Origin of the sequence: Jannaschia faecimaris, from assembly GCF_900107415.1 — a bacterium.
GTDB lineage: Bacteria > Pseudomonadota > Alphaproteobacteria > Rhodobacterales > Rhodobacteraceae > Jannaschia > Jannaschia faecimaris.
In genome coordinates this window covers 49,770-72,882 of the sequence record NZ_FNPX01000014.1, presented here as the reverse complement: position 1 = coordinate 72,882, position 23,113 = coordinate 49,770, and the positions used below count along the sequence as shown (strand labels likewise).

At 61.6% G+C, this 23,113-nt stretch carries 22 protein-coding genes; 12 read left to right on the top strand and 10 right to left on the bottom strand.

Annotated elements, in window-relative coordinates; translation table 11 throughout:
- Positions 1-28: 28 nt before the first annotated feature.
- Genes cobU through BLV27_RS14065 form a run of 3 tightly spaced genes read left to right on the top strand, consistent with a single transcriptional unit; the run spans position 29 to position 1,837 of the window.
- Positions 29-544 carry a bifunctional adenosylcobinamide kinase/adenosylcobinamide-phosphate guanylyltransferase gene (cobU, locus tag BLV27_RS14075; RefSeq protein WP_092647082.1) on the top strand — a complete coding sequence of 172 codons (516 nt, stop codon included), beginning with the start codon at positions 29-31 and terminating at the stop codon, positions 542-544.
- Positions 541-1,098 (top strand): histidine phosphatase family protein, encoded by a 558-nt coding sequence (locus tag BLV27_RS14070; protein ID WP_092647080.1) that lies wholly within the window; start codon positions 541-543, stop codon positions 1,096-1,098. Before cobU ends, BLV27_RS14070 begins: the two co-directional genes overlap by 4 nt.
- 58 nt (positions 1,099-1,156) lie before the next feature.
- Positions 1,157-1,837 carry a glutathione S-transferase gene (locus BLV27_RS14065; protein WP_092647078.1) on the top strand — a complete coding sequence of 227 codons (681 nt, stop codon included), beginning with the start codon at positions 1,157-1,159 and terminating at the stop codon, positions 1,835-1,837.
- Positions 1,838-1,916: 79 nt separating this feature from the next.
- Here the strand turns inward: BLV27_RS14065 and BLV27_RS14060 are convergent, their stop codons facing one another.
- Positions 1,917-2,903, bottom strand: a complete 987-nt coding sequence (locus tag BLV27_RS14060; protein WP_139176662.1) for a hypothetical protein — start codon at positions 2,901-2,903, stop codon at positions 1,917-1,919.
- Positions 2,861-2,989: a DUF6471 domain-containing protein gene (locus tag BLV27_RS19800; RefSeq protein WP_244504678.1), complete on the bottom strand. Its 129-nt coding sequence runs from the start codon at positions 2,987-2,989 to the stop codon at positions 2,861-2,863. The genes BLV27_RS14060 and BLV27_RS19800 overlap by 43 nt, the downstream gene beginning before the upstream one ends.
- A gap of 257 nt (positions 2,990-3,246) precedes the next feature.
- On the opposite strand from BLV27_RS19800, the gene BLV27_RS14055 reads away from it, so the two are divergent.
- Positions 3,247-4,755 (top strand): YifB family Mg chelatase-like AAA ATPase, encoded by a 1,509-nt coding sequence (locus BLV27_RS14055; RefSeq protein ID WP_092647074.1) that lies wholly within the window; start codon positions 3,247-3,249, stop codon positions 4,753-4,755.
- 4 nt (positions 4,756-4,759) lie between these two features.
- Here BLV27_RS14055 and gshB read toward each other — a convergent pair whose 3' ends face one another.
- The 3 genes from gshB to rsmI form a co-directional block, all read right to left on the bottom strand.
- Positions 4,760-5,713: a glutathione synthase gene (gene gshB / locus BLV27_RS14050; protein WP_092647072.1), complete on the bottom strand. Its 954-nt coding sequence runs from the start codon at positions 5,711-5,713 to the stop codon at positions 4,760-4,762.
- 88 nt (positions 5,714-5,801) lie between these two features.
- The gene (locus BLV27_RS14045) at positions 5,802-6,155 is read right to left on the bottom strand and encodes a YraN family protein (protein ID WP_092647070.1); all 354 of its coding nucleotides are present in this window, start codon (positions 6,153-6,155) and stop codon (positions 5,802-5,804) included.
- A complete protein-coding gene (gene rsmI, locus BLV27_RS14040) occupies positions 6,152-7,006 on the bottom strand; it encodes a 16S rRNA (cytidine(1402)-2'-O)-methyltransferase (RefSeq protein WP_092647068.1) in 855 nt (284 codons plus the stop codon). The genes BLV27_RS14045 and rsmI overlap by 4 nt, the downstream gene beginning before the upstream one ends.
- A 104-nt stretch (positions 7,007-7,110) precedes the next feature.
- On the opposite strand from rsmI, the gene BLV27_RS14035 reads away from it, so the two are divergent.
- Positions 7,111-8,322, top strand: a complete 1,212-nt coding sequence (locus BLV27_RS14035; RefSeq protein WP_092647161.1) for a penicillin-binding protein activator — start codon at positions 7,111-7,113, stop codon at positions 8,320-8,322.
- A 1-nt stretch (position 8,323) separates the two neighbouring features.
- Entirely contained in the window at positions 8,324-11,116 is a 2,793-nt protein-coding gene (locus BLV27_RS14030) for a [protein-PII] uridylyltransferase (protein WP_425283661.1), read from the top strand.
- Positions 11,117-11,324: 208 nt separating this feature from the next.
- Here the strand turns inward: BLV27_RS14030 and BLV27_RS14025 are convergent, their stop codons facing one another.
- A complete protein-coding gene (locus BLV27_RS14025; RefSeq protein WP_092647064.1) occupies positions 11,325-11,798 on the bottom strand; it encodes a hypothetical protein in 474 nt (157 codons plus the stop codon).
- Positions 11,799-12,194: 396 nt separating this feature from the next.
- On the opposite strand from BLV27_RS14025, the gene murJ reads away from it, so the two are divergent.
- Positions 12,195-13,772 carry a murein biosynthesis integral membrane protein MurJ gene (gene murJ, locus BLV27_RS14020; protein WP_092647062.1) on the top strand — a complete coding sequence of 526 codons (1,578 nt, stop codon included), beginning with the start codon at positions 12,195-12,197 and terminating at the stop codon, positions 13,770-13,772.
- Here murJ and BLV27_RS14015 read toward each other — a convergent pair.
- Positions 13,763-14,455: a rhomboid family intramembrane serine protease gene (locus BLV27_RS14015; protein ID WP_244504673.1), complete on the bottom strand. Its 693-nt coding sequence runs from the start codon at positions 14,453-14,455 to the stop codon at positions 13,763-13,765. The genes murJ and BLV27_RS14015 overlap by 10 nt on opposite strands.
- Before the next feature lie 95 nt (positions 14,456-14,550).
- Between BLV27_RS14015 and trpS the strand changes: the two genes are divergently transcribed.
- A complete protein-coding gene (trpS, locus tag BLV27_RS14010) occupies positions 14,551-15,573 on the top strand; it encodes a tryptophan--tRNA ligase (RefSeq protein WP_092647060.1) in 1,023 nt (340 codons plus the stop codon).
- A gap of 154 nt (positions 15,574-15,727) precedes the next feature.
- The gene (locus BLV27_RS14005) at positions 15,728-16,762 is read left to right on the top strand and encodes a fatty acid desaturase (RefSeq protein WP_092647058.1); all 1,035 of its coding nucleotides are present in this window, start codon (positions 15,728-15,730) and stop codon (positions 16,760-16,762) included.
- A gap of 285 nt (positions 16,763-17,047) precedes the next feature.
- Here BLV27_RS14005 and BLV27_RS14000 read toward each other — a convergent pair whose 3' ends face one another.
- Entirely contained in the window at positions 17,048-17,464 is a 417-nt protein-coding gene (locus tag BLV27_RS14000; protein WP_092647056.1) for a tellurite resistance TerB family protein, read from the bottom strand.
- 84 nt (positions 17,465-17,548) lie between these two features.
- Between BLV27_RS14000 and BLV27_RS13995 the strand changes: the two genes are divergently transcribed.
- The 3 genes from BLV27_RS13995 to BLV27_RS13985 all read left to right on the top strand — a co-directional run bounded on the left by BLV27_RS13995 (position 17,549) and on the right by BLV27_RS13985 (position 22,156).
- Positions 17,549-19,117: a lysine--tRNA ligase gene (locus BLV27_RS13995; protein WP_092647054.1), complete on the top strand. Its 1,569-nt coding sequence runs from the start codon at positions 17,549-17,551 to the stop codon at positions 19,115-19,117.
- Positions 19,118-19,188: 71 nt separating this feature from the next.
- Positions 19,189-19,590 carry a DUF4864 domain-containing protein gene (locus tag BLV27_RS13990; RefSeq protein ID WP_092647052.1) on the top strand — a complete coding sequence of 134 codons (402 nt, stop codon included), beginning with the start codon at positions 19,189-19,191 and terminating at the stop codon, positions 19,588-19,590.
- 265 nt (positions 19,591-19,855) lie between these two features.
- Positions 19,856-22,156 (top strand): glycosyl hydrolase family 28-related protein, encoded by a 2,301-nt coding sequence (locus BLV27_RS13985; RefSeq protein ID WP_092647050.1) that lies wholly within the window; start codon positions 19,856-19,858, stop codon positions 22,154-22,156.
- Here the strand turns inward: BLV27_RS13985 and BLV27_RS13980 are convergent.
- Positions 22,128-22,610 (bottom strand): YdcF family protein, encoded by a 483-nt coding sequence (locus BLV27_RS13980; RefSeq protein WP_092647048.1) that lies wholly within the window; start codon positions 22,608-22,610, stop codon positions 22,128-22,130. The genes BLV27_RS13985 and BLV27_RS13980 overlap by 29 nt on opposite strands.
- Positions 22,607-23,074: a hypothetical protein gene (locus BLV27_RS13975; protein WP_092647046.1), complete on the bottom strand. Its 468-nt coding sequence runs from the start codon at positions 23,072-23,074 to the stop codon at positions 22,607-22,609. The genes BLV27_RS13980 and BLV27_RS13975 overlap by 4 nt, the downstream gene beginning before the upstream one ends.
- Between the last annotated feature and the right edge of the window lie 39 nt (positions 23,075-23,113).

Sequence of the window (23,113 nt, the reverse complement as noted above, 5' to 3'; positions counted from 1 at the left end):
TTCCGCGATCACAAAGAGTTCCCATTCCATGCAAAAAAAATCTTGCCTCACACTCGCCCTGGGCCACGCGGCATCGGGTAAGTCATTGTGGGCAGAGGAAGAAGCCTGTCGACTGGACGGCAAAAAAAACTATGTCGCCACTGCACGCATCTGGGATTTAGAGATGCAGGCCAAGGTCGCTGATCACGCGGCGCGACGCGGGTCAGACTGGTATCTTGTCGAGGCACCGGACGATCTTGCCGCAGTCTGCACCGCCGCGAGTGCCGGGGAAATCGTTCTGATCGACTGTGCCACGATGTGGCTGACCAACCGATTGATGGACGAGGTGGACTGGCATGCCCCGGCGGAGGCATGGATTGGGGCCATGCGGGATTCGCCCGCGCAATTCATCGTCGTATCGAACGACGTTGGCGGAGGAATTACCCCGGATAATGCAATGGCCCGAGCGTTTCAGCGGATGCAGGGTCAACTGAACCAGAAACTGGCGGCAGCGGCAGATCGCGTGGTCCTGGTGACGGCGGGTCTGCCGCAACGGCTGAAATGACGCGGCTGTGGATGATCCGGCATGGCCCGACCCACGCCCGCACGATGGTCGGCTGGACAGACCTGCCTGCAGATCTGTCGGACACTGCTGCGCTGGCGCGACTGGAGGCCGCCCTGCCCCATGCCCCCGTCGTCAGCAGCGACCTGATCCGGGCCGTCGACACGGCGACCGCCATTCAGGGCACCCGCCCCCGGCTTGATCACGTGCCGTCTTTGCGTGAGTTCAATTATGGACGCTGGGACAATCAGTCCTTCGATGTGATCGACAGTCCCGAATTACGGTCCTACTTCGACGACCCCGGAGACCAGCGGGCACCGGGCGGCGAGAGCTGGAACGATGTTGCGGCGCGTGTTGACCTTGCGCTGGAGGGTTTGGCCATCGGCCCCGACCTGATCGTCGTGGCGCATATGGGCGTAATCCTGACCCAGTGGGCGCGCGCGACGGGTCAGCGCCCCTATGATGCGCTGGCGCAGAAGATCGACAATCTGAGCCTCACGCGCATTGACCTGACACCGGATGGTCCTGTCGCGATTTCCGCCAATAACCATCCGTGAAGCCTCGCATCAAGAATCGGCGTTTTTCCGCAGTGCCGTAAGCTGCTAGGCATCCGCCATGACATATGACCTGCTGATCGGCGACCGATCCTATTCCTCCTGGAGCCTGCGCGGCTGGCTCCTCTTCGCGGCGTTCGACCTGCCCGTCCGGGTGGAGCTCAACGAGATGTATCTCGACAGCTTCCACGAACGACTGAAGGCGTGGGCTCCGGCACGCACAGTTCCGGCAGCACGCGCCAGCGACGGTGCACTCTGGACTGACAGCCTCGCGATTGCGGAGGGTCTGGCCGAGCGGCATCCCGATGCCGGGCATTGGCCCGCCGACCCCCGCGCAAGAGCCTTGGCCCGGTCAATCACCGCTGAGATGCATTCCGGCTTCACCGCCCTGCGCGGTACCTGCACAATGAACCTGCGCGTCAAATGGGAAGGGTTCACGCCAGACGAAGCCATTCAGCAAGACTTGGAACGGCTCGAGGTGCTCTGGTCTGCCGCGCGTGCCATGGCCGGTAAAGGTCCTTGGTTGTTCGGGGCCTACTCCGCTGCCGATGCCTTCTATGCGCCTGTCGCGATGCGCATCGCCGGATACGATCTGCCGGTCAGCGATCTGGGCCGTGCCTATGTCGATGCCCATCTGGCCCACGCCCCCCTACGTGCATGGCGCGCGGAGGGAGAAGCGCAGGACCGAACTATTCCGAGTTACGAAATGGGCCTGCCGACTTCGCCCTTTCCGATTGGGTAGGTACCTGACCGGGCGACGTTAACCGTTCCTAAACCCCCGGCCTTATGCATCAAACGCACCAGCCGGGGGTGAGGGATGATTAGCCTTCTCTCTGAACCTTTTTGTATGTGTCAATCTTTGCGGCGTATCGGCTGAGGTGGATCGGTTTTTCGATGTTGTCCGTTACCTTAACCCCGTCAACATCGCGGGTTTCACTGCGCTCCAGGCGATAAGCGGGCAACATGCTTCTTCCAAATACGAATTGACTGACGAAAACTTCGCCAAAAAAAGTCTGATACCGGATTTCACCAACAATCGACAGGCCATAAGTAGGGGCGGACAAGCCGAGACCGTCCATCGCGGCCAATTTTATACGCTTGGTTTCATCCCTATCGAAGTGGAAAGTCGCCTTATTCCCTTTGCTGTCGGCGGGGATCGCGTTCCATGGACCTTCAAACTTTTCGGGCAACTTCACCTGATCTATAAGCGGTGTAGTTTCGTCAAACCCCTCATGAGGGTAAACAAGGTCTTTAATTCGGATTTCATACCAGTTTGCTGGAGTAAGTCCCGTATTTCGAACCCAAATTTCAACTCTCGGGTGCTTTTGACTTTCGCCACCCCAGAAAAAATGCGCGCGGTCAGCATGGACGTACGCTCGGGACTGGTCGCGGCCCATTCCTCTTGCTTGCGCAGTCATTTCGCGGGTTTCCGAAAGCGTCATATAGATCAGAGCGACGGAGCCAACGCCAAGGACAACCCCGAGCAACGCGGTCGCACCCATTATTTGGGTGAAGAAAGCCATAGTCTGCTGCGCATCAAGATCTTGATCGGAGCGATTATGGTCATGGGAGGTCTCTATTTCCTCCTGAATACAGCGTCTAAGGGCCTGACCATCAAGCCGGAAACACATCTCATCAACGCGATCCTCAGCATACTCTGTATAACGCTTGGCTGCTTCTTCGCTTCGTACTCTATGTTCAGTTTGGTTGGCCGATAGGGTCCACAAAAGCCAACCAGACATACAAAAAATGAAAACGCCCAGGACTAGTCCAGCCGCAGGTCCGTTGCGCCAATTGAACTTAGACATTGCAACATAAACGCCGCTGAAAACTTTCCTCGGGAAAGCTTGTTGCGGACGTTCGCTTCCTTCTCGGTGATTCCAATGTCGGCCACCTTTTCAACAAGTTGGGCGTAAGTCACCCCTTCGCGCTTCAACTCCGCCTTGGGGGGCCAACTTTGCCATCCTGCCGAACGATTTCCGCGAGCACATCATACAGGACACGGGCCATCCTCTCACGGCTGGCCCCGCCCATTTTCATCTTGTTAACCATGACCGGGTAGTAACGGCACAACGGGCAGAATGTTTGGTGCGGCTGCTACCCAAGGCCGTAACCCCCTTGCCCGTTAACCACTTCGAGCAGAGGGATTTCATGCTGGCACGCACCACGACCGTCGCATTCGAAGGGTTGGAGGCCCGGCCCGTTGATGTGCAATGCGCCGTCTCGCCCGGCCTGCCCGGCTTTTCGATCGTGGGCCTGCCGGACAAGGCCGTGTCGGAAGCCAAGGACCGCATCCGCACCGCCCTGTCGGAACTGGGAATCGCCCTACCGTCCAAGAAGCTGACCGTGAACATGTCGCCCGCCGACGTGCCCAAGGAGGGTGCGCACTTCGACCTGCCTATCGCGCTGTCCCTGCTCGCCGCCCTTGAAATCGTGCCCGCCCCCCGCGTGGCGCGCGCCCTCAGCATCGGGGAGATGTCGCTGGACGGCGGTCTTGTCGCGGTGACCGGAGCACTGCCGGCGGCCGTGACGGCGGCGGAACTGGACCTGGAACTGCTGTGTCCCGAAGCCTGCGGGGCAGAGGCCGCCTGGGTCGGCGCGGCGTCGGTGTTCGGGGCGCGGTCGCTCAAGGCGCTCATGGATCACCTGACTGGAACGGCCCCCCTGCCTGCCGCCACTGCCGGGCGCATTCCGACACAAGGCACTGAGCTATGCCTGCGGGACGTGCGCGGTCAGGACCGGGCCAAGCGCGCGCTTGAGATCGCAGCCGCCGGTCGCCACCACCTGTTCATGGTCGGCCCGCCTGGCGCGGGCAAATCCATGCTCGCCGCGCGTTTGCCCAGTCTCTTGCCGCCTTTGAATGCCCGTGAGGCGCTGGACACTTCCATGATCCATTCGCTTGCCGGCACGCTGGAGGAAGGCGGCATCCTGCACCGGCGTCCATTTCAGGAACCACACCACACCGCGTCGGTCGCGGCCATCGCCGGCGGTGGCAAACGGGCCGGACCGGGGCAGATCAGCTTGGCGCACAATGGCGTGCTCTTCATGGACGAATTTCCCGAATTCCCACGTGCCGTGCTGGAAACCCTGCGCCAGCCGATCGAGAGCGGGGAGGTGACCATCGCTCGCGCCAACGCCCATGTCCGCTATCCCTGTCGGTTCCTGCTGGTCGCGGCAGCAAACCCGTGTCGGTGCGGAATGCTGTTCGACCCCGAGCAGGCCTGCACCCGTGCTCCGACCTGCGGGGAAGACTACATGGGAAAAATCTCCGGCCCGCTGATGGACCGCTTCGACCTTCGCCTGGAAGTCCCGGCAGTGGAGGTCGCCGACCTGTCACGGTCGGCGTCAGGCGAAAGTTCCGCGCATGTCGCACAACGCGTCGCGAAGGCGCGAGATTTGCAGGCCGCGCGGTATGCCGACCGGGATGGCATCACGGTGAACGCCGATGTCGCCGGGGATTACCTCATGGAAATCGCGGAACCGGACGCCGATGGCCGCGGGATGCTGTTGCAGGCCGTCGACCGGTTTCGGCTGTCGGCGCGGGGCTATCACCGCGTGCTCAAGGTTGCGCGGACGATTGCGGACCTCGACGATAGCGCCGACGTCCGCCGCCCACACGTCGCCGAGGCGCTGTCTTATCGCCTGATCAATGGGAGCTGAGCCACTAGGCCAGCCGCCGCTCGATCGCGTCCCAGATGAGCGCGCTGGCGTTGGTGCCGTCAAAGGCCTCCAACTCCTGCAGTCCGGTCGGGGACGTCACGTTGATCTCGGTCAGCCAGTCCCCGATCACGTCGATACCGACAAATATCTGTCCGGCGTCCCGCAGGCGCGGACCGATCGCGGCGCAGATCTCGCGGTCACGATCGGTCAGTTCGACCTTCTCGGGGCGGCCGCCGACATGCATGTTTGATCGGGTCTCGCCCTCGGCCGGGACGCGGTTGATGGCCCCCACCGGCTCCCCGTCGATCAGGATGACGCGCTTGTCGCCTTTGGCCACGGCAGGCAGGAATTTCTGCATGATCAGCGGCTCGTTGTTGATCGCCGTGAAGACCTCGTAAAGGGAATTCAGGTTCCGATCCTCGGGCGTCAGACGGAACACACCGGCCCCGCCGTTCCCGTAGAGCGGCTTGAGGATGACATCGCCGTGCTTGGCCTTGAACGCCTTGAGCGTGTCGAGATCACGGGTCACCGCTGTTGGCGGTGTCAACTCCGGGAAGTCCAGCACCATCAGCTTCTCCGGCCAGCCGCGCACCCATGTCGGGTCGTTCACGACCAGAGTGTCGGGGTGAATACGGTCCAGAAGATGCGTCGTGGTGATGTAGCCCATGTCGAACGGCGGATCCTGACGCAGCCACACCACATCTAGGTCGTCGAGGTCGTAGTTCTCCTTTGGACCAAGGGTGACGTGGTTGCCGACTTCGTGACGAAGCTCCATCGATCGGCCCCGCGCGACGATCTGACCTTCGATGTACGCCAGGTTATCCGGCGTCCAGTATACTAGAGAATGACCCCGCGTTTGCGCCTCGTAGGCGATGCGAAACGTGCTGTCGGCCTTTATGTCGACGCCCTCCATCGGGTCCATCTGGAAACCGACCTTCAGGGATTTAGAAATGGTCATGAAGACGTCCTCGGGGCAAGTGCTTTGCGCCTAGATGGCGCAGCCTTTGGTCCGTGACAATGTGCAGCCGCGCAGAAGCAAGGCGCGGTCAGGTCGCAAGGGCGTTCTCGATGATCTCGACGCGTCCGGTCGAATCGACCAGTGCAACATCGAAGCGGACCGAACTGAGCATGCCGTCCGGCAGGGTTCCCATGAATTCCCCTGCGCAATCGAACAATCGCCGGATCTGATGGTCGCCTACTCGGGCGGCGGCCTTGGCATGGGTGTCGCTTTTCTTGACTTCGATGAAAATCGTATCGTCGCCCATTTGTGCGATAACGTCGATTTCGCCACCCTTACCGCGCCAGCGGCGTGCGATGACGCGGTGCCCGGAACGGTCGTAATGACGTGCGACGATGTCCTCGGCAGCAAGTCCGGCATGATAGGATGTCGATCCGCTCATCCTTCGTCCCTTATCCGCAAGGCCATTTGGTACGCGATGTTACGCGCGATGCCGAAGTTTTCGGAGACGTCTTTTGCCGCGGATTTTAGAGACCCGTCCTTAAGGGCGATTCTAAGGGCCGCCTCGATTGTGGCGTCATCCGTCTCGACTGCGCCGGGCCGGTCGATCAGCACGACAATCTCTCCTTTGGGGTCGTCGTTCTGGTAGACATCCGCGAGTTCGGCCAAGGTGCCGCGCTGCACCTCCTCGAACCTCTTGGTCAATTCGCGACAGACGGCGGCCTCGCGCGGGCCCAGGACCTCGGCCGCATCACGCAGCATCGCCGCCAGCCGCTTGGGCGATTCGTAAAAGACCAGCGTGCCGGGCACCGCAGCCAAATCCCGAAGGGCCGATTTCCGTGCGGCGGACTTGGGCGGAAGAAAGCCATTGAAGAAGAACCGGTCAGTCGGCAACCCGGCCACACAGAGCGCGGCCAGGACCGCACTTGCCCCGGGGGCGGCCCGGACCGCGATGCCCTCGGTCCGGGCGTCCACGCCCAGCCGGAACCCCGGATCCGCGATCAGCGGCGTGCCAGCCTCCGAGGCATAGGCCACCGACTTGCCCGCGCGCAGCGCACCCATCAGGCGGGGCAGGGCCTGCGGGCCGTTGTGGTCATGATACGGGATCAGCGGCCTATCCCCGAGGGCGATTCCATGAATGTCCATCAAACGGCGCAGAGATCGGGTATCCTCGGCGGCGAGCATGTCGGCACCGGCCAGCACGTCCAGGGCACGCAGGGTTATGTCGCGCGCCGTACCAATTGGCACGGCGACCAGATGCAGTCCCGCTTCGATGCCGCCGATCTCTGCCATTTCGCGTCTCCTCGGGTTCCGCCGTTTACTCGCCTGTGCCGTGGTATTATCCGTGGCACAGAACAGTGGCCATGACGGGGCCACCTCCGGTGGAGAATGAAATCATGACCAAGCACAACCTTTTCGTCTCATTCGTGCAAAGCGCGCGCAAGGTGGCGCGTCGCGCGCGGATTGCGGCCATCGTCACATTGACCGGCGCAGCGCTGGCGGCGTGCAACGTCGCGGTGCCCGGGGCGGGGGGCGGAAACGATGGGGCCGGTCGAGAGAGCAGCGGCCCGACCTCGGTGGCACTTCTGGTCCCCTACGGATCCACCCGCGCAACCGACTCCGCCGTTGCGCAAAGCCTGGAGAACGCCGCGCGACTTGCCGCCGCGGACCTCGGCGATGGTGTCGTCTCGATCACAGTCTATCCCACGCAGGGCTCGCCCAGCGGGGCGGGCGCGGCGGCAAGCAAGGCCGTGGCGGAAGGCGCTCAGGTCATTCTTGGCCCGCTCTATGCGGACAATGCCGCCGCCGCCGGGGTCGCGGCCGCCGGGTCGGGCATCCCGGTTCTCAGCTTTTCGAACAACACCGCGATTGCCGGCGGCAACGTCTGGGTGCTGGGCAACACCTTCGAGAACACCGCCCGCCGGGTTCTGGGCTACGCCGCCGCGCAGGGCCGCAACCGGGTCCTGATCACGCATTCGAACGATGCGACGGGTCAAGTCGCCAATGCCGCCGTTTTGCGCGCGGCGCAAAGGACTCGGGCAGAGATCACCGGGTCCATGTCCTATGACCTGAGCCAGGCCGGCATCCAGGCGACCGTACCCGGCATCGCAGCCCGAGCGCGAGAGACGAATTCAAACGCGTTATTTCTCACGGGCAACACGTCGGGCGATCTGCCTGTCATTTCGCAATTCCTGACCGAAGCCGGAATGGGCGGGGATGACTTCCGTTTTCTTGGTCTGGCCCGTTGGGACATCCCGTCCGAGGCGCTGCAACTGCCAGGCCTGCAGGGTGGGTATTTCGCCCTGCCCGATCCCGGCCCCCTGGCACAGTTCCGGTCCCGTTACGGTGCGGCCTACGGCACTGCCCCCCATCCCCTTGCGAACCTTGCCTATGACGGAATGGCTGCGATCGGTGCGATCTCGCGTCGGAATACCGCTGTCGGGCGCAATTCTTTGACAAGCAATGCTGGCTTTGCCGGCACAGGCGGGGTATTTCGTTTGCGCGGCGACGGCACCAACGACAGAGCGCTGGCCGTCGCGCAAATCATGAACCGTCAATTACAGGTGGTCAGCCCTGCCCCTAACAGCTTCGGCGGCGCCGGGTCGTAAGATCCCGGCCCCGGCCTTCACCACGAGCGACCTGCCCGCGGCTACCGACGCGGTGTTGATTTCCACCCTCGAAGAGATCTTCGCGGATTCTGCGGTCCTGCGCGAACTGGACGCCGCAATCGCCGGTTCCGGTGCATCGGACGGCATGGCCACGCGGCGCGAAACGGTCCGCATCCTGGCCGAGGCGCGAGACCGGGGCCGGGCGGCGATCCGCCGGGGCTTCGACGCGGATCCGACGCGGGCGCGGCGCGTAACCCACTCTTATGCCCATCTCACCGACCGCTTGGTGCAATGTGCCTGGCTGGTAGCGACCCGTGTCCTGCATCCCTGCCCGAACCCCACCGAGAGCGAGCATTTCGCCGTCATCGGTGTCGGCGGTTATGGCCGGGGCGAAATGGCCCCCCATTCCGATGTCGATCTGCTGTTCCTGACCCCCTACAAAGTCACGCCCTCGATCGAGAGCGTCGTGGAATCGATGCTCTACATGCTTTGGGATCTAAAGCTGAAGGTCGGCCATTCGACCCGTACAGTGAAGGAATGCATCCGTCTCGGCGCTGAGGATTACACGATCCGAACCGCCTTGCTGGAACGGCGCCTCATCTGTGGCGAGAACGGCTTGGCAGACCGGCTGGCGCAGCGGCTCTGGGACGACCTGTTCCTGAAGACTGTGCCCGACTTCATCGATGCAAAGCTGCGGGAACGGAGCGAACGCCACCGCAAACAGGGTGGTCAGCGCTACATCCTTGAACCCAATGTCAAAGAGGCCAAGGGCGGCTTGCGCGATCTTCAGACGCTCTACTGGATTGCGAAATACCGCTACCGCGTCAAAGATCCGGCCGCGCTTCTGAAGATGGGCGTTTTCACCCACGAAGAGTTCAAGGCCTTCGAGGGCGCGGAACGCTTCCTGTGGTGCGTGCGTTGCCATCTGCATTTGATCACGGGCCGCGCCTCCGACATGCTGACGTTCGACATGCAGGACGAAGTCGCTTCGGCCATGGGCTATCGCGATCACGCGGGGCGGCGTGCGGTCGAACATTTCATGCAGGACTATTTCCGTCATGCCACCCGCGTTGGTGAGCTGACCCGCATTCTGCTGGTGGCGCTGGAAGCGGACAACATCAAGCAGGAGCCAGCGCTGATCGGCCTTTTCAAGCGGCGTCGCCGGGTCAAGGCACCCTATATCGAGCGGCAGGGTCGGCTGGACGTCGACGACGAAGCGGCATTCCTGGGCACGCCACTCAACATGCTGGGCATATTCGAGGAGGCGCTGCGCACGGGTCTGTTGTTGCACCCGCACGCGATGCGCCTGATCGCCGCGAACCGCCACCTGATCGACCGGAACCTACGGGAGACCCCCGAGGCGGCGCGCCTCTTCCTGGGCCTGCTTCTAAAACACGGAAACCCGGAACGGGCCCTGCGCAGGATGAACGAGCTGGAGGTCCTGTCGGCCTTCATCCCCGAATTCGCGCCCGTCATGGCGATGATGCAGTTCAACATGTATCATTCCTACACGGTCGACGAGCATACGATCCAGGTCATCTCAAACCTTGCTCAGATCGAGCGAGGCGAACTGATAGAGCAACTGCCGCTGGCCTCCTCCATCCTGAAGGCCGGCGTAAACCGACGGGTGCTTTATGTCGCCATGTTGCTGCACGACATCGGCAAGGGCCGCCCGGAGGAACACTCGGTCCTTGGCGCGCGCATCGCGCGGGTCGTGGCCCCCCGGCTGGGACTAAAACCGAAGGATGCCGAAATCGTCGAATGGCTCGTGCGGCATCACCTGTTGATGTCCGACATGGCGCAAAAGCGCGACATCGCCGATCCGCGCACCATCCGCGATTTCGCCAAGGCGGTGAAAACGCGCGAGCGGCTGGACCTGCTGACGGTGCTGACCGTCTGCGACATTCGCGGCGTCGGACCGGGCGTGTGGAACAACTGGAAGGCGCAAATGCTGCGCGCGCTGCACCGCGCGACCGCCGCCGCGCTGGAGAACGGACTGGAGGACGTCAACCGCGAGACGCGCGAGAAGAAGGCCAAGAAACTGTTCCGCGAGGCGTTGCCCGACTGGTCGGAAAGTGCCCTTCGCGCGGAACTGGGCCGCCACTATGGCCCCTATTGGCAAGGCATCCCGACAGCAGCACAGGTTCGCTTCGCTGAAATGCTGCGTGATCTGCCCGACGGCGAAGTGCGATTGGATCTGGAGGCCGACGAGGATCGCGACGCGACGCGCGCCCTTATGGCCTGTCACGACCATCCCGGCATTTTCTCACGTCTGGCAGGGGCGCTTTCGCTGGCGGGCGCGAACATCGTCGATGCGCGGACATACACATCGAAGGATGGGTTCGCCACTTCGGCATTCTGGTTGCAGGATGCCGAAGGCCGCCCCTTCGAGCCCAGCCGCCTGCCACGATTGCGCGACATGATCGAGAAGATCCTGCGCGGTCAGGTGGCCACGCGCCGCGCGCTGGAAGGCAAGGAAATCAAGAAGCGCGAGCGCAAGTTCACCGTGCCGACGAACATCAGTTTCGACAACGAAGGGTCGGACATCTACACGATCATCGAAGTCGACACCCGCGACCGCCCCGGCCTTCTGTATGACCTGACACAGGTTCTGGCGCAGTCGAACATCTACATCAGCCAAGCCGTCATCGCGACCTACGGCGCGCAGGTCGTGGACAGCTTTTACGTCAAGGATATGTTCGGCCTGAAGCTGCTGTCCAAGGCCAAGCAGGATACCTTGGCTGAAAAGCTGCGCGAAGCGGTCAGCAGGGCTGCCGAACGGGCGGGGGCGTAGGCACCAAGAGGTGCCAGGCGGACAAAGCGGTTTCCATATATCTGCGTCAGGAACTCAGTCGCCCCTCGCCGCGCAAGCCGGTGGTTTGCGAAATCGCTTCGTCTCGTGCGTGACGGCTGGGATAAACGGTGACCCTCGTAAATCGATCTGGTTCATTGCGTGCCGGCGATGAATGGAAAGACGGGCGGCCAAGCCGCCCGCCAACCCGTTAGGGCATGTTAATTTCACCCGTGACTTTGTTGGTGTAGCCACCTTGGTCATCAGTGCCGGCGTCGAAACGCCCGCCGCCGTTAGCAGCCGCCCATTTCCCTGAACCGCCGACAATCTCCCACGTGCCCTGTGTCCGGCCTTCCGCGCTCATGCCGTCGGCGTTCCAGGTCACGACAGCCATCTCGCCGTCGCCATCAGTGTATTGGCAATTGCCACCGCCCGACACAACACCGGCCTTGATCAGGATCGATCCGAAGCACGGCCCCTTGAAAGACGTCATCGGGTTATCGGGGTTATCCCCCTCAAACCCCGTGTACTCGGTGTTGGCGTGAACAACGACCAGATCCTCGCTGACCGGCATTGCCGTATTGGTCGCCGTGCCGTGTCCTGTTCCCGAAACGTCAATTGATCCAGCGATGGCCGGCGCTGCCAGCAAGATCAGGACAGAAGTCGTAATAGGAATAATCTTCATGGTTCCCCCCACTATAGATCCGGCATGACAGTGTCCGGATCATTAAGTGTAGCACACTTTCCGACGTTCCGGCCGATTGCCCGGAACGGGCACCAAGCTGAGGTTCGCGGCACCGCGGAACCTGCGGCGAGACAGATCGGCCCAGAACGGAATCGCAAGAAACCGCTTTGTTTTCTCGCTTGGCCTCCGGAGTATCTGATGGCGCGCGCTGATCTGGTCCGTCCGCCGCGCCACGCACGGGCGCACGGCAAAGAGCCCGAAAGGCGCGAAATTGGGGTATGACGCAGATCCGACGTCGATCACCCGTGGATCACCCCTGAAATCCGACGCCCTATACACCCCATCCGCGGGCGCTATACCGGGGGTGAAACCGACGCGCAGGAAGACAGGACACCCATGGCCCCCCGCCTGATCAAAGGCTTCGTCACCGTTGGCGGCTGGACCATGCTCAGCCGAGTCCTGGGCTTTGCGCGAGACATTTTGATTGCGCGGTTTCTGGGCACCGGATTAGCCGCAGAGGCCTTTTTCGTAGCGTTTTCTCTGCCGAACATGTTCCGCCGCTTCTTCGCGGAGGGCGCGTTCAACATGGCTTTCGTTCCGCTCTACGCCAAGAAGCTGGAGGCGGGAGGAGAGGACGCCGACGCCTTCGCCCGTGATGCGGTGGCCGGGATGGTGGTCATCCTGACGGTATTTTCCGTCATCGGGATCGTCTTCATGCCCGCGCTGGTCGTGGCCATGGCGAGCGGCTTTGCCGAGGATGCGCGGTTCAGCCTCGCGGTGACCTATGGACGGATTGCCTTTCCGTATATCCTTCTGATCTCGCTGGCTGCACTGGTGTCTGGCGTGCTCAATTCCAACAACCGGTTCCTCGCCGCAGCGGCAGCCCCTGCGTTACTCAACATGGTGTTCATCGGCGCGATGGTGCTGGTCTGGATGTTCCCTGGCCTGCTGCCGATGGCGACGCCGATCCCGGAGTTGATCGTGGGCAAGGCGCTGATCTGGTCCGTTCCATTCGGAGGCGCGGCACAACTGGCGCTGGTCTGGTGGGCTGCGGCGCGGGCCGGGCACAGCCTCTGGCCGCGTCGTCGTCCGCGCATGACGAAGGACCTCAAACGCCTGTTGATGATCGCCGCCCCTGCCGCGTTGGCCGGCGGCGTTGTGCAGGTGAACTTGCTGGTCGGGCGACAGGTGGCCAGCTATTTCGACGGGGCCGTGGCCTGGCTGAACTATGCCGACCGCTTGTACCAGCTGCCGCTCGGCGTCGTGGGGATCGCCATAGGTGTCGTCCTGCTTCCGGACCTGTCGCGCCGGGTGCGCGCGGGCGACATTGGCGGGCAGCAGGCCGCATATTCCCGCGCGTTCGAATTCTCTTGGCTGCTGACGTTTCCCTCGGCGGTGGCCCTTCTGGTGGTGCCGCTGCCGCTGGTATCGGTCCTGTTCGAGCGCGGTGCCTTTGATGCCGATGACACCGCCGCGACGGCCATCGCCCTGATGATCTATGCGATAGGCCTCCCGGCTTTCGTTTTGCAGAAGGTTTTGCAACCGTTGTATTTCGCCCGCGAAGACACGCGCAGTCCGCTGCGCTTCGCGATTGCATCGCTGATCATCAACGCCGCCGTCGCGCTGGGCCTTGCACCGGTGATCGGCTGGCCGGCGGCTGCACTCGGCACCACGCTGGCGGCCTGGGGAATGGTTGTCCTGCTGTGGCGCGGTGCACGCGGACTGGGCCAGGTAGCCGCATTGGATGTTCGGGCGCGCAAACGGGCGTGGCGTATCGTATTGGCAGCCGCCCTGATGGGCGTTGTCCTCTGGGTGACGATGCTGATCCTTGGTCCGATGTTGACCGGAGCATGGCGCGGCCTAGCCCTCGCAATCCTTGTTGCCATGGGCATCCTGTCGTATTTTGGCATCGGTCAATTGGTCGGTGCCGTCAGACTTGCCGATATTCGCGGTGCCGTCCGGCGTCAGCGCTGACGCATTCTGTCGCGCAGGCGGCGCAAGGCACCGGGAAACAGCACGATTGCAAGGCCGTAACCCGCCGCCGCCCCGCCCAAGTCCGCAGACCAGTCCGGCAACCAGCCGAATCCCTGCGTCGCGACAAGTCCGAAGACCGGTTGAATCGCCAGCAGGAACCCGACCAGCAAGAAAGCCTTCTCCGGATCGGCCCGTGTCAAACCGCGTTGTGTCAGGTATGTGAATGCCCCGATCAGACCATAAACTCCGGGATAGCCGCCTAAGAGCGGTGAGGCCGCATCGAAGAAGATCAGGAAGACAAGCGCCCCGCCGATGGAAGCCCCGAAGAAGATCAACAGCAGGCGCAGGTTCGGATAGACGGGCGCGACCGCATTGCCGATCGCCAGAACAAAGACCGCGACGAACGCCGCGTGCACCATGCTGCCGTGCAGGAACGGATACGCCACAATGCGTGCGACCTGTCGTGGCGGGTAGGCATGATTTTCCCACATCCAGGCCCAAACTGAATCGATAACCGCCCAGTCACGCAACGCGCCCAATCGCCAGCCCACGGCCTCTCGCCCGCCGATAAATCCTGCGGTACCGGCCTGGAACAGTAATTCGATGCCGATGATGACGACGGCCAGTGCCACCACGACGGGCGGCAGGGCGTTAAAGGGACTTTGCTGGCGGGGGTCCATCATGGCGGGCCTCGTTGACGGGGTGTGCCCCGGTGGCTAAGCGATGGGCCGATCCGTGACCAGCCCCTCCGACTGGGCCCCGCCGAAAGAATGCTCCCATGGCCGAGACCCCGAAGTTCACCCCGCGCGTCTTTTCCGGCATCCAGCCGTCTGGCAGCCTCACGCTGGGCAATTACCTTGGCGCGATGACAAAATTCGTCGACTGGCAGAACCGCGGGACGCACGAGACGATCTTCTGCATGGTCGACCTGCATGCCATCACCGTGCCGCAGGCCCCGGATACGCTGCGCCACAACACGCGCGAGCTGTGTGCCGGATTCCTCGCCAGCGGGATCGACCCCGAGAAGTCCATCCTGATCAATCAGAGCCGCGTGCCCGAACATGCGCAACTTGGGTGGATCTTCAACTGCGTCGCACGGATGGGTTGGATGGGCCGGATGACCCAATGGAAAGACAAATCCGGCAAGAACGCCGAGGCAGCCTCGTTGGGGCTATTCGCTTATCCGGCTCTCATGGCCGCGGACATTCTTCTGTATAAATCGACGCATGTTCCGGTCGGCGAAGATCAGAAACAGCACATCGAACTGACCCGCGACATCGCGGCCAAGTTCAACCACGATTACGATGTGGATTTTTTCCCGATGACCGCGCCGGTGATTGAAGGGGCGGCGACGCGGATCATGAGCCTGAAGGATGGGACAAAGAAGATGTCAAAGTCCGATCCGGTGGAGGCCAGCCGGATCAACCTGACCGATGATGCCGACGCCATCGCCAAGAAGTTCAAGAAGGCCAAGACCGACCCCGACCCCCTTCCGGGTACGCCGGAGGGGCTGGAGGGGCGGCCGGACGCGCGTAACCTGGTGAACATCTACGCCGCATTGGCCGAGACATCGGTAGCCGACGTGCTGGCCGCGAACGAAGGCAAGATGTTCGGCTACTTCAAGCAGGATCTCGCCGATCTGGCGGTATCGAAGCTTTCGCCGGTATCGACGGAAATGGCGCGCCTAATGAAGGATCCGGCCGAGATCGACCGGGTCCTCGCGCGCGGGTCTGAGCGGGCGCGGGAAATTTCGGTCCCCGTCCTTGAGCAGGTTTACGACATCATCGGCATGGTTCGCTGAACGCAATCTTGCCCTGTTCGCCCGGGCTGAACCGGGCCGTTTGGTGCCAGACCGAGATGCGACAGTTTCGCCCCGTTTCACGATAACGGGCGTTCGACGTTGCCCTAAGGGTCAATTCCGGTATCAAGGCGGCAACAACTAGAAGAGCAGGCCCATGACCGATCCAACCCGATTGTCTCGCCCCGAGCCCGAGATGAAAAAAGCACGCGACTGGATCAAGATCCTTTCAGATTACCGCGAACCGAGTGCGTGGCGCAGCTCCTTCGAACTGGCCGTGACGCTTGGGCCGTTCATCGTTCTGTGGGCCCTGGCCTGGCTCTCCCTGTCGGTCAGTCCCTGGCTGACGCTGGCGCTTTCGCTTTGCAACGCCGCCTTCCTGATCCGCCTGTTCGCGATCCAGCATGATTGCGGCCATGGTGCCTTCTTCAAAAGCCGCACGGTCAGCGACTGGATCGGGCGCGCGCTGGGAGTGCTCACGCTGACGCCCTATGATGTGTGGCGGCGGTCGCATTCGATCCACCACAGTTCCTCGGGCAACCTTGGTCGGCGTGGGATCGGCGACATCAGTACGCTGACTGTCGCGGAATACATGAGCCTGTCGACTTGGGGTCGCTTGAAATATCGGCTTTATCGCCACCCCATCGTCCTGTTCGGTCTGGGGCCGGGATACCTGTTCTTCCTGCAAAACCGTCTTCCCTTGGGCTTGATGGCGCAGGCACGTTACTGGTTCAGTGCGATGTACACGAATGCGGCGATTATCGCGGGGCTTGGCTTGATCGTGTATTTCGGCGGTCTGATGCCCGTCCTGCTGATCTTCGTACCGACGACTCTTCTGGCCGCGATCGGGGGGGTATGGTTGTTCTATGTGCAGCATCAATTCGAGACGACAAACTGGGAGTCCGATGAGGACTGGGACCTGCACGAGAGCGCACTGCACGGAAGCTCGCACTACGTTCTGCCTTCGGTTCTGCAATGGCTGAGCGCGAACATCGGCATCCACCATGTCCATCATCTCTACAGCCGCATCCCGTTTTACCGCCTGCCCGAGGTGCTGCGCGATCACGCCGTTCTGTCCAACGGCAACCGGATGACCATTCGCGAGAGCTTTGCGAATGCGCGGCTGCATTTGTGGGATGAGAAGAGCAAGCGATTGCTGTCGTTTCGCCAAGCGGCGCAGGTTATACGCTAGCAGCGTGCGACCAGCCGCATGACGATTGTCAGAGACATCCAAAGCACCAAGCCGGCCTCGCGGTGCGTAAATTGAGTGTAATCGATCTTGATTGGGTCGGGTTGCGGCGATCAACGTCGTGCCGAACCCGCCGCCCTGCGAGACCAGCCGCGCGTCGCATCACGACGGAAGGCCCCTTACTTCAAAATTCGAACTTGCCGCGAGGCTGGATATAGAAAGACGGAACGATACGGATCGCAAGACGTCTACAGCATAAGGAGAAGGTCACGCCAACGGTGTGCACCCTTACAACTTCAGATGCCGGGCGCGTGCGCCACGCTCGATGGCCGCGGCATGCAGCGGATCGATATCGAACTCATAACGGATTTCGCGTAACAGCTCCAATTCGGTCTGGAAAACCGTCCCGTCCGCAGCCGCGACGTCGCAGGCGAGTGCGTAGGCCGTCTCGAAGTGTGTGGCCGGCAGGGCATTCTTGATCAGACCGATGATCGCATCCAGACCGTCCTCTTCCTCCAGAAGGTCAAACACGGTCTGGGCGATGCCCTCTAGGCGATCTTCGTCGAAGTCCGCGAAAATCGGCAAGTGGTTCACGATGGACTGAATCGTCAGCAACTCCGACGTGCGGATTCTGGCGTCCGACGCAGAGATCGTAATCATCAACGCGACAAGTGCGTCCTGCGGGGAAAAGCTGGTGTCAGTCATGTCGGGCTCCTTCGCACAAGGATTTATTGACGACGCCACACTGCCGCAATAGGTCAAGGCCGCTTTAACCCCGAGGATACTCCCATGACGAGCTTGCGTGACGCTGCCCTGAAGTCAAAGGCCTGGCCGTTCGAGGAGGCCCGCAAGCTGCTGAAACGGGTTGAAGGGGCCGGCAAGGACCATGTCCTGTTCGAAACCGGCTATGGCCCCAGCGGATTGCCGCATATCGGGACCTTCGGTGAAGTGGCGCGAACGACGATGGTACGTCGCGCCCTGAACGTGATTTCGGATATCCCGACGCGGCTGATCTGTTTCTCGGACGACCTGGACGGGATGCGGAAGGTGCCGGAGAATGTGCCCGGCCCGGCGGCCTTGCGCGAACACCTGCAAAAGCCGCTGACGAGCGTTCCCGATCCGTTTGGCACTCACGAAAGCTTCGGCGCGCACAACAACGCGATACTGCGGCGATTCCTGGACACCTTCGGGTTCGAGTACGACTTCATCTCGGCCACGGAATTCTATGGCTCCGGCAAGTTTGACACGGTGCTGCGACGCGCGGCGGAACGTTATGACGACGTGATGGCGATCATGTTGAAATCCCTACGCGAGGAACGGCGGCAGACATATTCGATTTTTCTTCCGATCCACCCCGAAACGGGGCGGGTCCTTTATGTGCCGATGAAGCACGTGAATGCGGCCGAAGGCACGGTGACCTTCGATGACGAAGACGGACGCGAATGGACCCTGCCGGTCACAGGCGGGCACGTGAAGCTGCAGTGGAAGCCGGACTTCGGCGCGCGCTGGGCCGCGCTAGGCGTGGATTTCGAGATGTACGGCAAGGACCATGCCGCAAACACGCCGATTTACGGTGGAATCTGCCGGGCCTTGGGCGGACGCCCCCCCGAGAATTTCACGTACGAGCTGTTTCTGGATGCCGAGGGGCACAAGATATCCAAATCGTCGGGAAATGGTCTGTCGATCGACGAATGGCTGACCTATGCGGCGACGGAAAGCCTGTCATATTTCATGTACCAGAAGCCCAAAACGGCCAAACGGATGCATTTCGATGTGATTCCCAAGGCCGTGGACGAATACCACCAGCAATTGCGCGCCTATCCCGATCAGGATGCGGACAAGCAAGCGAACAACCCGGTCTTCCACATCCATGGGAGAGAAGTGCCAACGTCGGACATGGTGGTGCCGTTCTCGATGCTCTTGAATATCGCGAGCGTTTCGGGAGCCGAGGACAAGGGCGTTCTCTGGGGCTTCATCAACCGGTATGCACCCGATGCATCGCCGGCGGCGAACCCGCAAATGGACAAGGCCGCAGCAGGTGCGGTGCGATATTACAACGATTTCGTTAAGCCGTGCAAAGTGTACCGTGCGCCAACGGATGCCGAGCGCGAGGCTTTGGAAGCCTTGCGTGACGGCTTGCGAAGCTGGCAAGGCGAGGTCACGGACGAAGCGCTGCAAGGTCTGGTCTACGACGTAGGCCGGGACAGGTTCGAGCCGATGCGGGACTGGTTCAAGGCGTTGTACCAGGTTCTGCTCGGAGCGGATCAAGGACCACGCTTCGGCGGCTTCATCGCACTCTATGGTGTAGCCGAGACAGCAGATCTGATTGATCAGGCGCTGACGGGTCAGCTTGGCTGAAACTCATGGTCGCATTGTTTCGTGACTGAACCGTTCTAAGCTAAATTAATGAGTTTCAGGAGGGCGCGAGCATGAAGGGTATTCTGGCGGCAGTGGCGATTGCACTGGGGGCGGTTGGATCTGCACAGGCGGACGAAGGCGCGATTCAGAGAGTGATCGGCGCGCAGATCGAGGCTTTCAAGGCCGACGACTTCACGACAGCATTCACTTACGCGGCACCAAATATCAAAGGCATGTTTGGAACCGCTGATAACTTCGGACTTATGGTTCGACGCGGGTATCCGATGGTCTGGCAACCCGGCTCGATCGAATACCTCGGCACCGATAGCGATGGCGCGATCTGGATGCAGGATGTGTTGATAACCGATGGTTTCGGAAGGCTGCACCAGTTGAAATACACGATGATCGAGACGCCCGATGGTTGGAAGATCGCCGGTGTCCAACTCCTGGAAGCACCGGAGGTCGGGGCGTGAAGCGACGGCTCGCATACTTGGCCGAGATCTGGGCCAGATCGAAACACTATGATTGTCGGGAGCAATGGATCGTTGCCGATTTTGCTTAACCGCCTGTTAATCGTTCCCGAGCAGATTGATCTCCATCGGGGCAACTGAGTCGCCCCTCTGCGGGGGAACCCCGCATACGCACTGACGAGGACCGTCCTGGCCGAAGGCCAAGGGCGGTCCTTTTCGTTTGGGCACCATCAAGAACTGCACTGGCGCAAGGCCGAAGGGGACTGAAATGAACAAGGTGATCACTGAGGGACTGCAATTGGCACCACCTCCGTTCAAGAACGGGTTGGACGTCTGGTCAAGCCAGGACGGCGTGCCCGGTTCGGACACCTATGCCAATGCGACCAATGCAGCGGTCGTGCCGGCCGACCAGGATTTTGGCGGTGCGCTTGAGCTGCTGAAAGCAAGCACGGTTCAGAAAGTCCGCTGGATGGGCGACACGCCAGTCACACCCGGCTGCTATCTGCGGGTCACGGTCCGGGTGAAGGCAATCTCAGGCAATTTACCGCGTGTGCGAGCGGCGGTGACACCAGTCAGTTCGAACGGCGCAGTCGTATCCGGACCCGATACCTATGGATCCGAGATCACCCTTTCGTCCTATGGCCAAGTCGAAACGGTCAGCGTGATCTTCGCCACATCCAACCGCAGCGGTGTCGATCTGACATTCGGAGAGCAAGTCGCGGCAGTGCACGTGGGTCTGGATCTTCTGGGGAACAGCGGCGGAATCGTACGGATCGACGATATCGAGCTCGAGGACGTAACCGGTGCCTTTTTGGGCGGCCTGATCGACGTGATCGATGTGCGCGACTATGGCGCGGTTGGGGACGGCGTGACCGACGACAGCGCGGCCTTCGAGCGGGCCGATAGCGCCGCGAATGGCCGAACGGTTCTGGTATCGGAGGGCGTCTACATGCTGAACGAGCATGTGACGTTCAACAGCCCCGTCCGTTTTCAGGGCCATTGCGTGATGCCCGCGTCCAAGCGCCTGAGCCTGGTGCGGAACTTCGAAATCAACAGCTATATCGACGCTTTCGGCGGGGTTGAGGAAGAGGGGTTGCGACGGGGAATCCAGGCGCTTTTCAATTTCACCGATCACGATACGCTGGACCTTCGGGGTCGTCGGATCGAACTGACGCAGCCATTGGATGTTCAGGCGGCCGTCTTTGACAAGACGACCTATGCCAACCAGCGGTCGATCAAGAACGGCCAGCTCGACATTCAGGACTCGCCCGCCTTTGCCACGGGCATCGCGACAGGCGGGGCCGATTTCGACCCGGCCACACCGCGCGAACTGACCAATGTGGCAAACATTGCGCAGATCGAGGTCGGATCGCTTGTCGAAGGCCCGCAGGGGGTCGGGCGCGAGGTTTACGTGCTGTCCAAGGACGTGGGGCGCAACCAGATCACGTTATCCGCCGCCCTGTGGGGCGCGCCAGTCCGACAGACCTATACCTTCAAGCGGTTCCGCTATGCCCTCGATTTCAGCGGCTTCGACACACTTCAGCGGTTTACGCTAGAGGATATCGAGATTCTGATGGCCGGGCGCTCTTCCGGCATCCTGTTGCCGCCAGCTGGCCTGATCTTTCATGTGAAGGACTGTTATATCAACGCCCCCAAGGACCGTGGCATCACCAGTCATGGAGTTGGGTGTCAGGGCCTGCTGATCGACCGCTGCCAGTTCATTTCTTCCGAGCAGCAGGACGACGTGAACCAGCGGGTCAGCATCGGCTTCAACGTGAACGCCAACGACACGAAGATCCGCAACAACCGGGCGGTAAAATTCCGGCATTTCGCCGTGCTGGGCGGATCGGGGCACATCGTGACGGGCAACCATTTCTTCCAGGGCGACAACGACGCGTTGGGCAACCGCACTGCGGGAATCGTGTTTGCGGAGGCGCAGGCGAAAACCGTCTTCGTGGGCAATTATGTCGACAACGCCTATCTGGAGTGGACGAACGAGCATGACGGTGACCCCGATTTTGCAAGCGAGCTTTCCTTCGGCGGCTTGCAGATCGTGGGCAACATCATCTTCTCTTCCAATGTCCCGAGCAGCTATCGACCGCTTCACATCAAACCTTTTGGAACGGGGCATTACGTCAATGGGATGACTGTGACCGGCAATTCGTTCAAGACGATCCGCGGACAGGCACTGGAAAGGGTCGACATGGTCGATACGACCCACGCAGAACTGGACTACCAACGCTTCACGGACGTCAACGTCCATTCCAACACGTTCCACGCAGTGCTAAAACAGTTCCAGAATCCAATTACCCTCCCGCTCGACGAAGGATCGGTACAATCGACCTGGGAGGTAAGCCTGGCCGACTATCTTCCGTTCGGTGGCGAAGCAAAGGTGATCACAGCATTCATGGCGGACGGGGCAATACGCAGAAGCAACAACACGACCGTCTATTCCGCGCCCCATGCCACCGGGCAGGTGGGAAGCGACAGGCAATCCATCAGGCTGAACTGGCCCGAGGCGGTGAAGGGACGCGGCTTCGTCACCGTGCGTTGCGACGCGCCCACCTGACTGCGCGCACGACCGTGAATGGCGTGGCGGCGACCTCTCGCAGGATCGCCGCCATCGTCGATTTCAGGGGGACCGTACCCTGCGGCCCCGACACCGACACCGGCATACCGATGATCCACGCGACAAGGCGCGCACGCGGCAGATGCCACCGGTTGGAAACGAGTATGACAGGACCATCCGAAACGAGCGGGAACGCGTGCGTCAGATTCTGGATGGTGTTTATCGACGTGTCCTCGACCAGTATGTCGTTTGAGCGCACCCCAAGAGCGAGCAATCGGTCATAGGCCACATGGGCCTCGGGCGGCCCGTATCGTCCGAGGCCGCCGGTCACGCAGACCCGTGACACACGTCCGGACCGGTAGAGTTCGAAAGCATGGCGGATGCGCAATTCGAACGTCGGCGACGGGTTGCCGTCGGGAAGCACGGCACAGCCGAGAATCATCGCGGTGGTCATGGTTCGACGCCGAGGTCTTCGCCGGACAACCGAAAAGCCTTTCCGAAACCGCCGTTGAGCAGCGCCGCGGTCGGACGGAGGATATGCAGCCGGAAATCCGTGAAGTCGTAGTAAAGCGCGGCCTTGGGGCGCGCGGCCAGCCAGGTGTCGCGATGCGTCGCCTTGTCGACCGGCTCTGCTTGCCCCAACAGTGTCAGCCGCGGATGGTTCAGTGGATCGCCGCGTGACGCAGGCTCTCCGGTCAAGGCGGAGCAGCGGGCATCTTCAGCGAGAGACCGCGCATGATCCGACAAATCCGACAGCAATAGACCTAGCCCTTGCCCCGACATCCACAGGCAGCCCACCCGCGTCACCATCGGCGCACCATCCCGCAGGGTGCCGAGCGCCGCATGAGCCGCCCCCCGCAGCAAAGTTTCCGCAAGCGCGCGGCTATCGTCATCAACTGGCTGATACGTATTTGGCATGTCCCCTTGTTGCACGGCGCAATTCGAGTGCAAGGCCCC

What these genes read in the sequence shown, in the direction of transcription:
- BLV27_RS13985 (WP_092647050.1), top strand. Translation starts at nt 19,856, where the DNA reads ATGAACAAGGTGATCACTGAGGGACTGCAATTGGCACCACCTCCGTTC.
- BLV27_RS14060 (WP_139176662.1), bottom strand. Translation starts at nt 2,903, where the DNA reads ATGTCTAAGTTCAATTGGCGCAACGGACCTGCGGCTGGACTAGTCCTG.
- BLV27_RS14070 (WP_092647080.1), top strand. Translation starts at nt 541, where the DNA reads ATGACGCGGCTGTGGATGATCCGGCATGGCCCGACCCACGCCCGCACG.
- rsmI (WP_092647068.1), bottom strand. Translation starts at nt 7,006, where the DNA reads ATGGCAGAGATCGGCGGCATCGAAGCGGGACTGCATCTGGTCGCCGTG.
- BLV27_RS14055 (WP_092647074.1), top strand. Translation starts at nt 3,247, where the DNA reads ATGCTGGCACGCACCACGACCGTCGCATTCGAAGGGTTGGAGGCCCGG.
- cobU (WP_092647082.1), top strand. Translation starts at nt 29, where the DNA reads ATGCAAAAAAAATCTTGCCTCACACTCGCCCTGGGCCACGCGGCATCG.
- BLV27_RS14000 (WP_092647056.1), bottom strand. Translation starts at nt 17,464, where the DNA reads ATGACTGACACCAGCTTTTCCCCGCAGGACGCACTTGTCGCGTTGATG.
- gshB (WP_092647072.1), bottom strand. Translation starts at nt 5,713, where the DNA reads ATGACCATTTCTAAATCCCTGAAGGTCGGTTTCCAGATGGACCCGATG.
- BLV27_RS14025 (WP_092647064.1), bottom strand. Translation starts at nt 11,798, where the DNA reads ATGAAGATTATTCCTATTACGACTTCTGTCCTGATCTTGCTGGCAGCG.
- BLV27_RS13990 (WP_092647052.1), top strand. Translation starts at nt 19,189, where the DNA reads ATGAAGGGTATTCTGGCGGCAGTGGCGATTGCACTGGGGGCGGTTGGA.
- BLV27_RS13980 (WP_092647048.1), bottom strand. Translation starts at nt 22,610, where the DNA reads ATGACCACCGCGATGATTCTCGGCTGTGCCGTGCTTCCCGACGGCAAC.
- BLV27_RS14035 (WP_092647161.1), top strand. Translation starts at nt 7,111, where the DNA reads ATGACCAAGCACAACCTTTTCGTCTCATTCGTGCAAAGCGCGCGCAAG.
- BLV27_RS14065 (WP_092647078.1), top strand. Translation starts at nt 1,157, where the DNA reads ATGACATATGACCTGCTGATCGGCGACCGATCCTATTCCTCCTGGAGC.
- murJ (WP_092647062.1), top strand. Translation starts at nt 12,195, where the DNA reads ATGGCCCCCCGCCTGATCAAAGGCTTCGTCACCGTTGGCGGCTGGACC.
- trpS (WP_092647060.1), top strand. Translation starts at nt 14,551, where the DNA reads ATGGCCGAGACCCCGAAGTTCACCCCGCGCGTCTTTTCCGGCATCCAG.
- BLV27_RS14045 (WP_092647070.1), bottom strand. Translation starts at nt 6,155, where the DNA reads ATGAGCGGATCGACATCCTATCATGCCGGACTTGCTGCCGAGGACATC.
- BLV27_RS13975 (WP_092647046.1), bottom strand. Translation starts at nt 23,074, where the DNA reads ATGCCAAATACGTATCAGCCAGTTGATGACGATAGCCGCGCGCTTGCG.
- BLV27_RS14005 (WP_092647058.1), top strand. Translation starts at nt 15,728, where the DNA reads ATGACCGATCCAACCCGATTGTCTCGCCCCGAGCCCGAGATGAAAAAA.
- BLV27_RS13995 (WP_092647054.1), top strand. Translation starts at nt 17,549, where the DNA reads ATGACGAGCTTGCGTGACGCTGCCCTGAAGTCAAAGGCCTGGCCGTTC.
- BLV27_RS14015 (WP_244504673.1), bottom strand. Translation starts at nt 14,455, where the DNA reads ATGATGGACCCCCGCCAGCAAAGTCCCTTTAACGCCCTGCCGCCCGTC.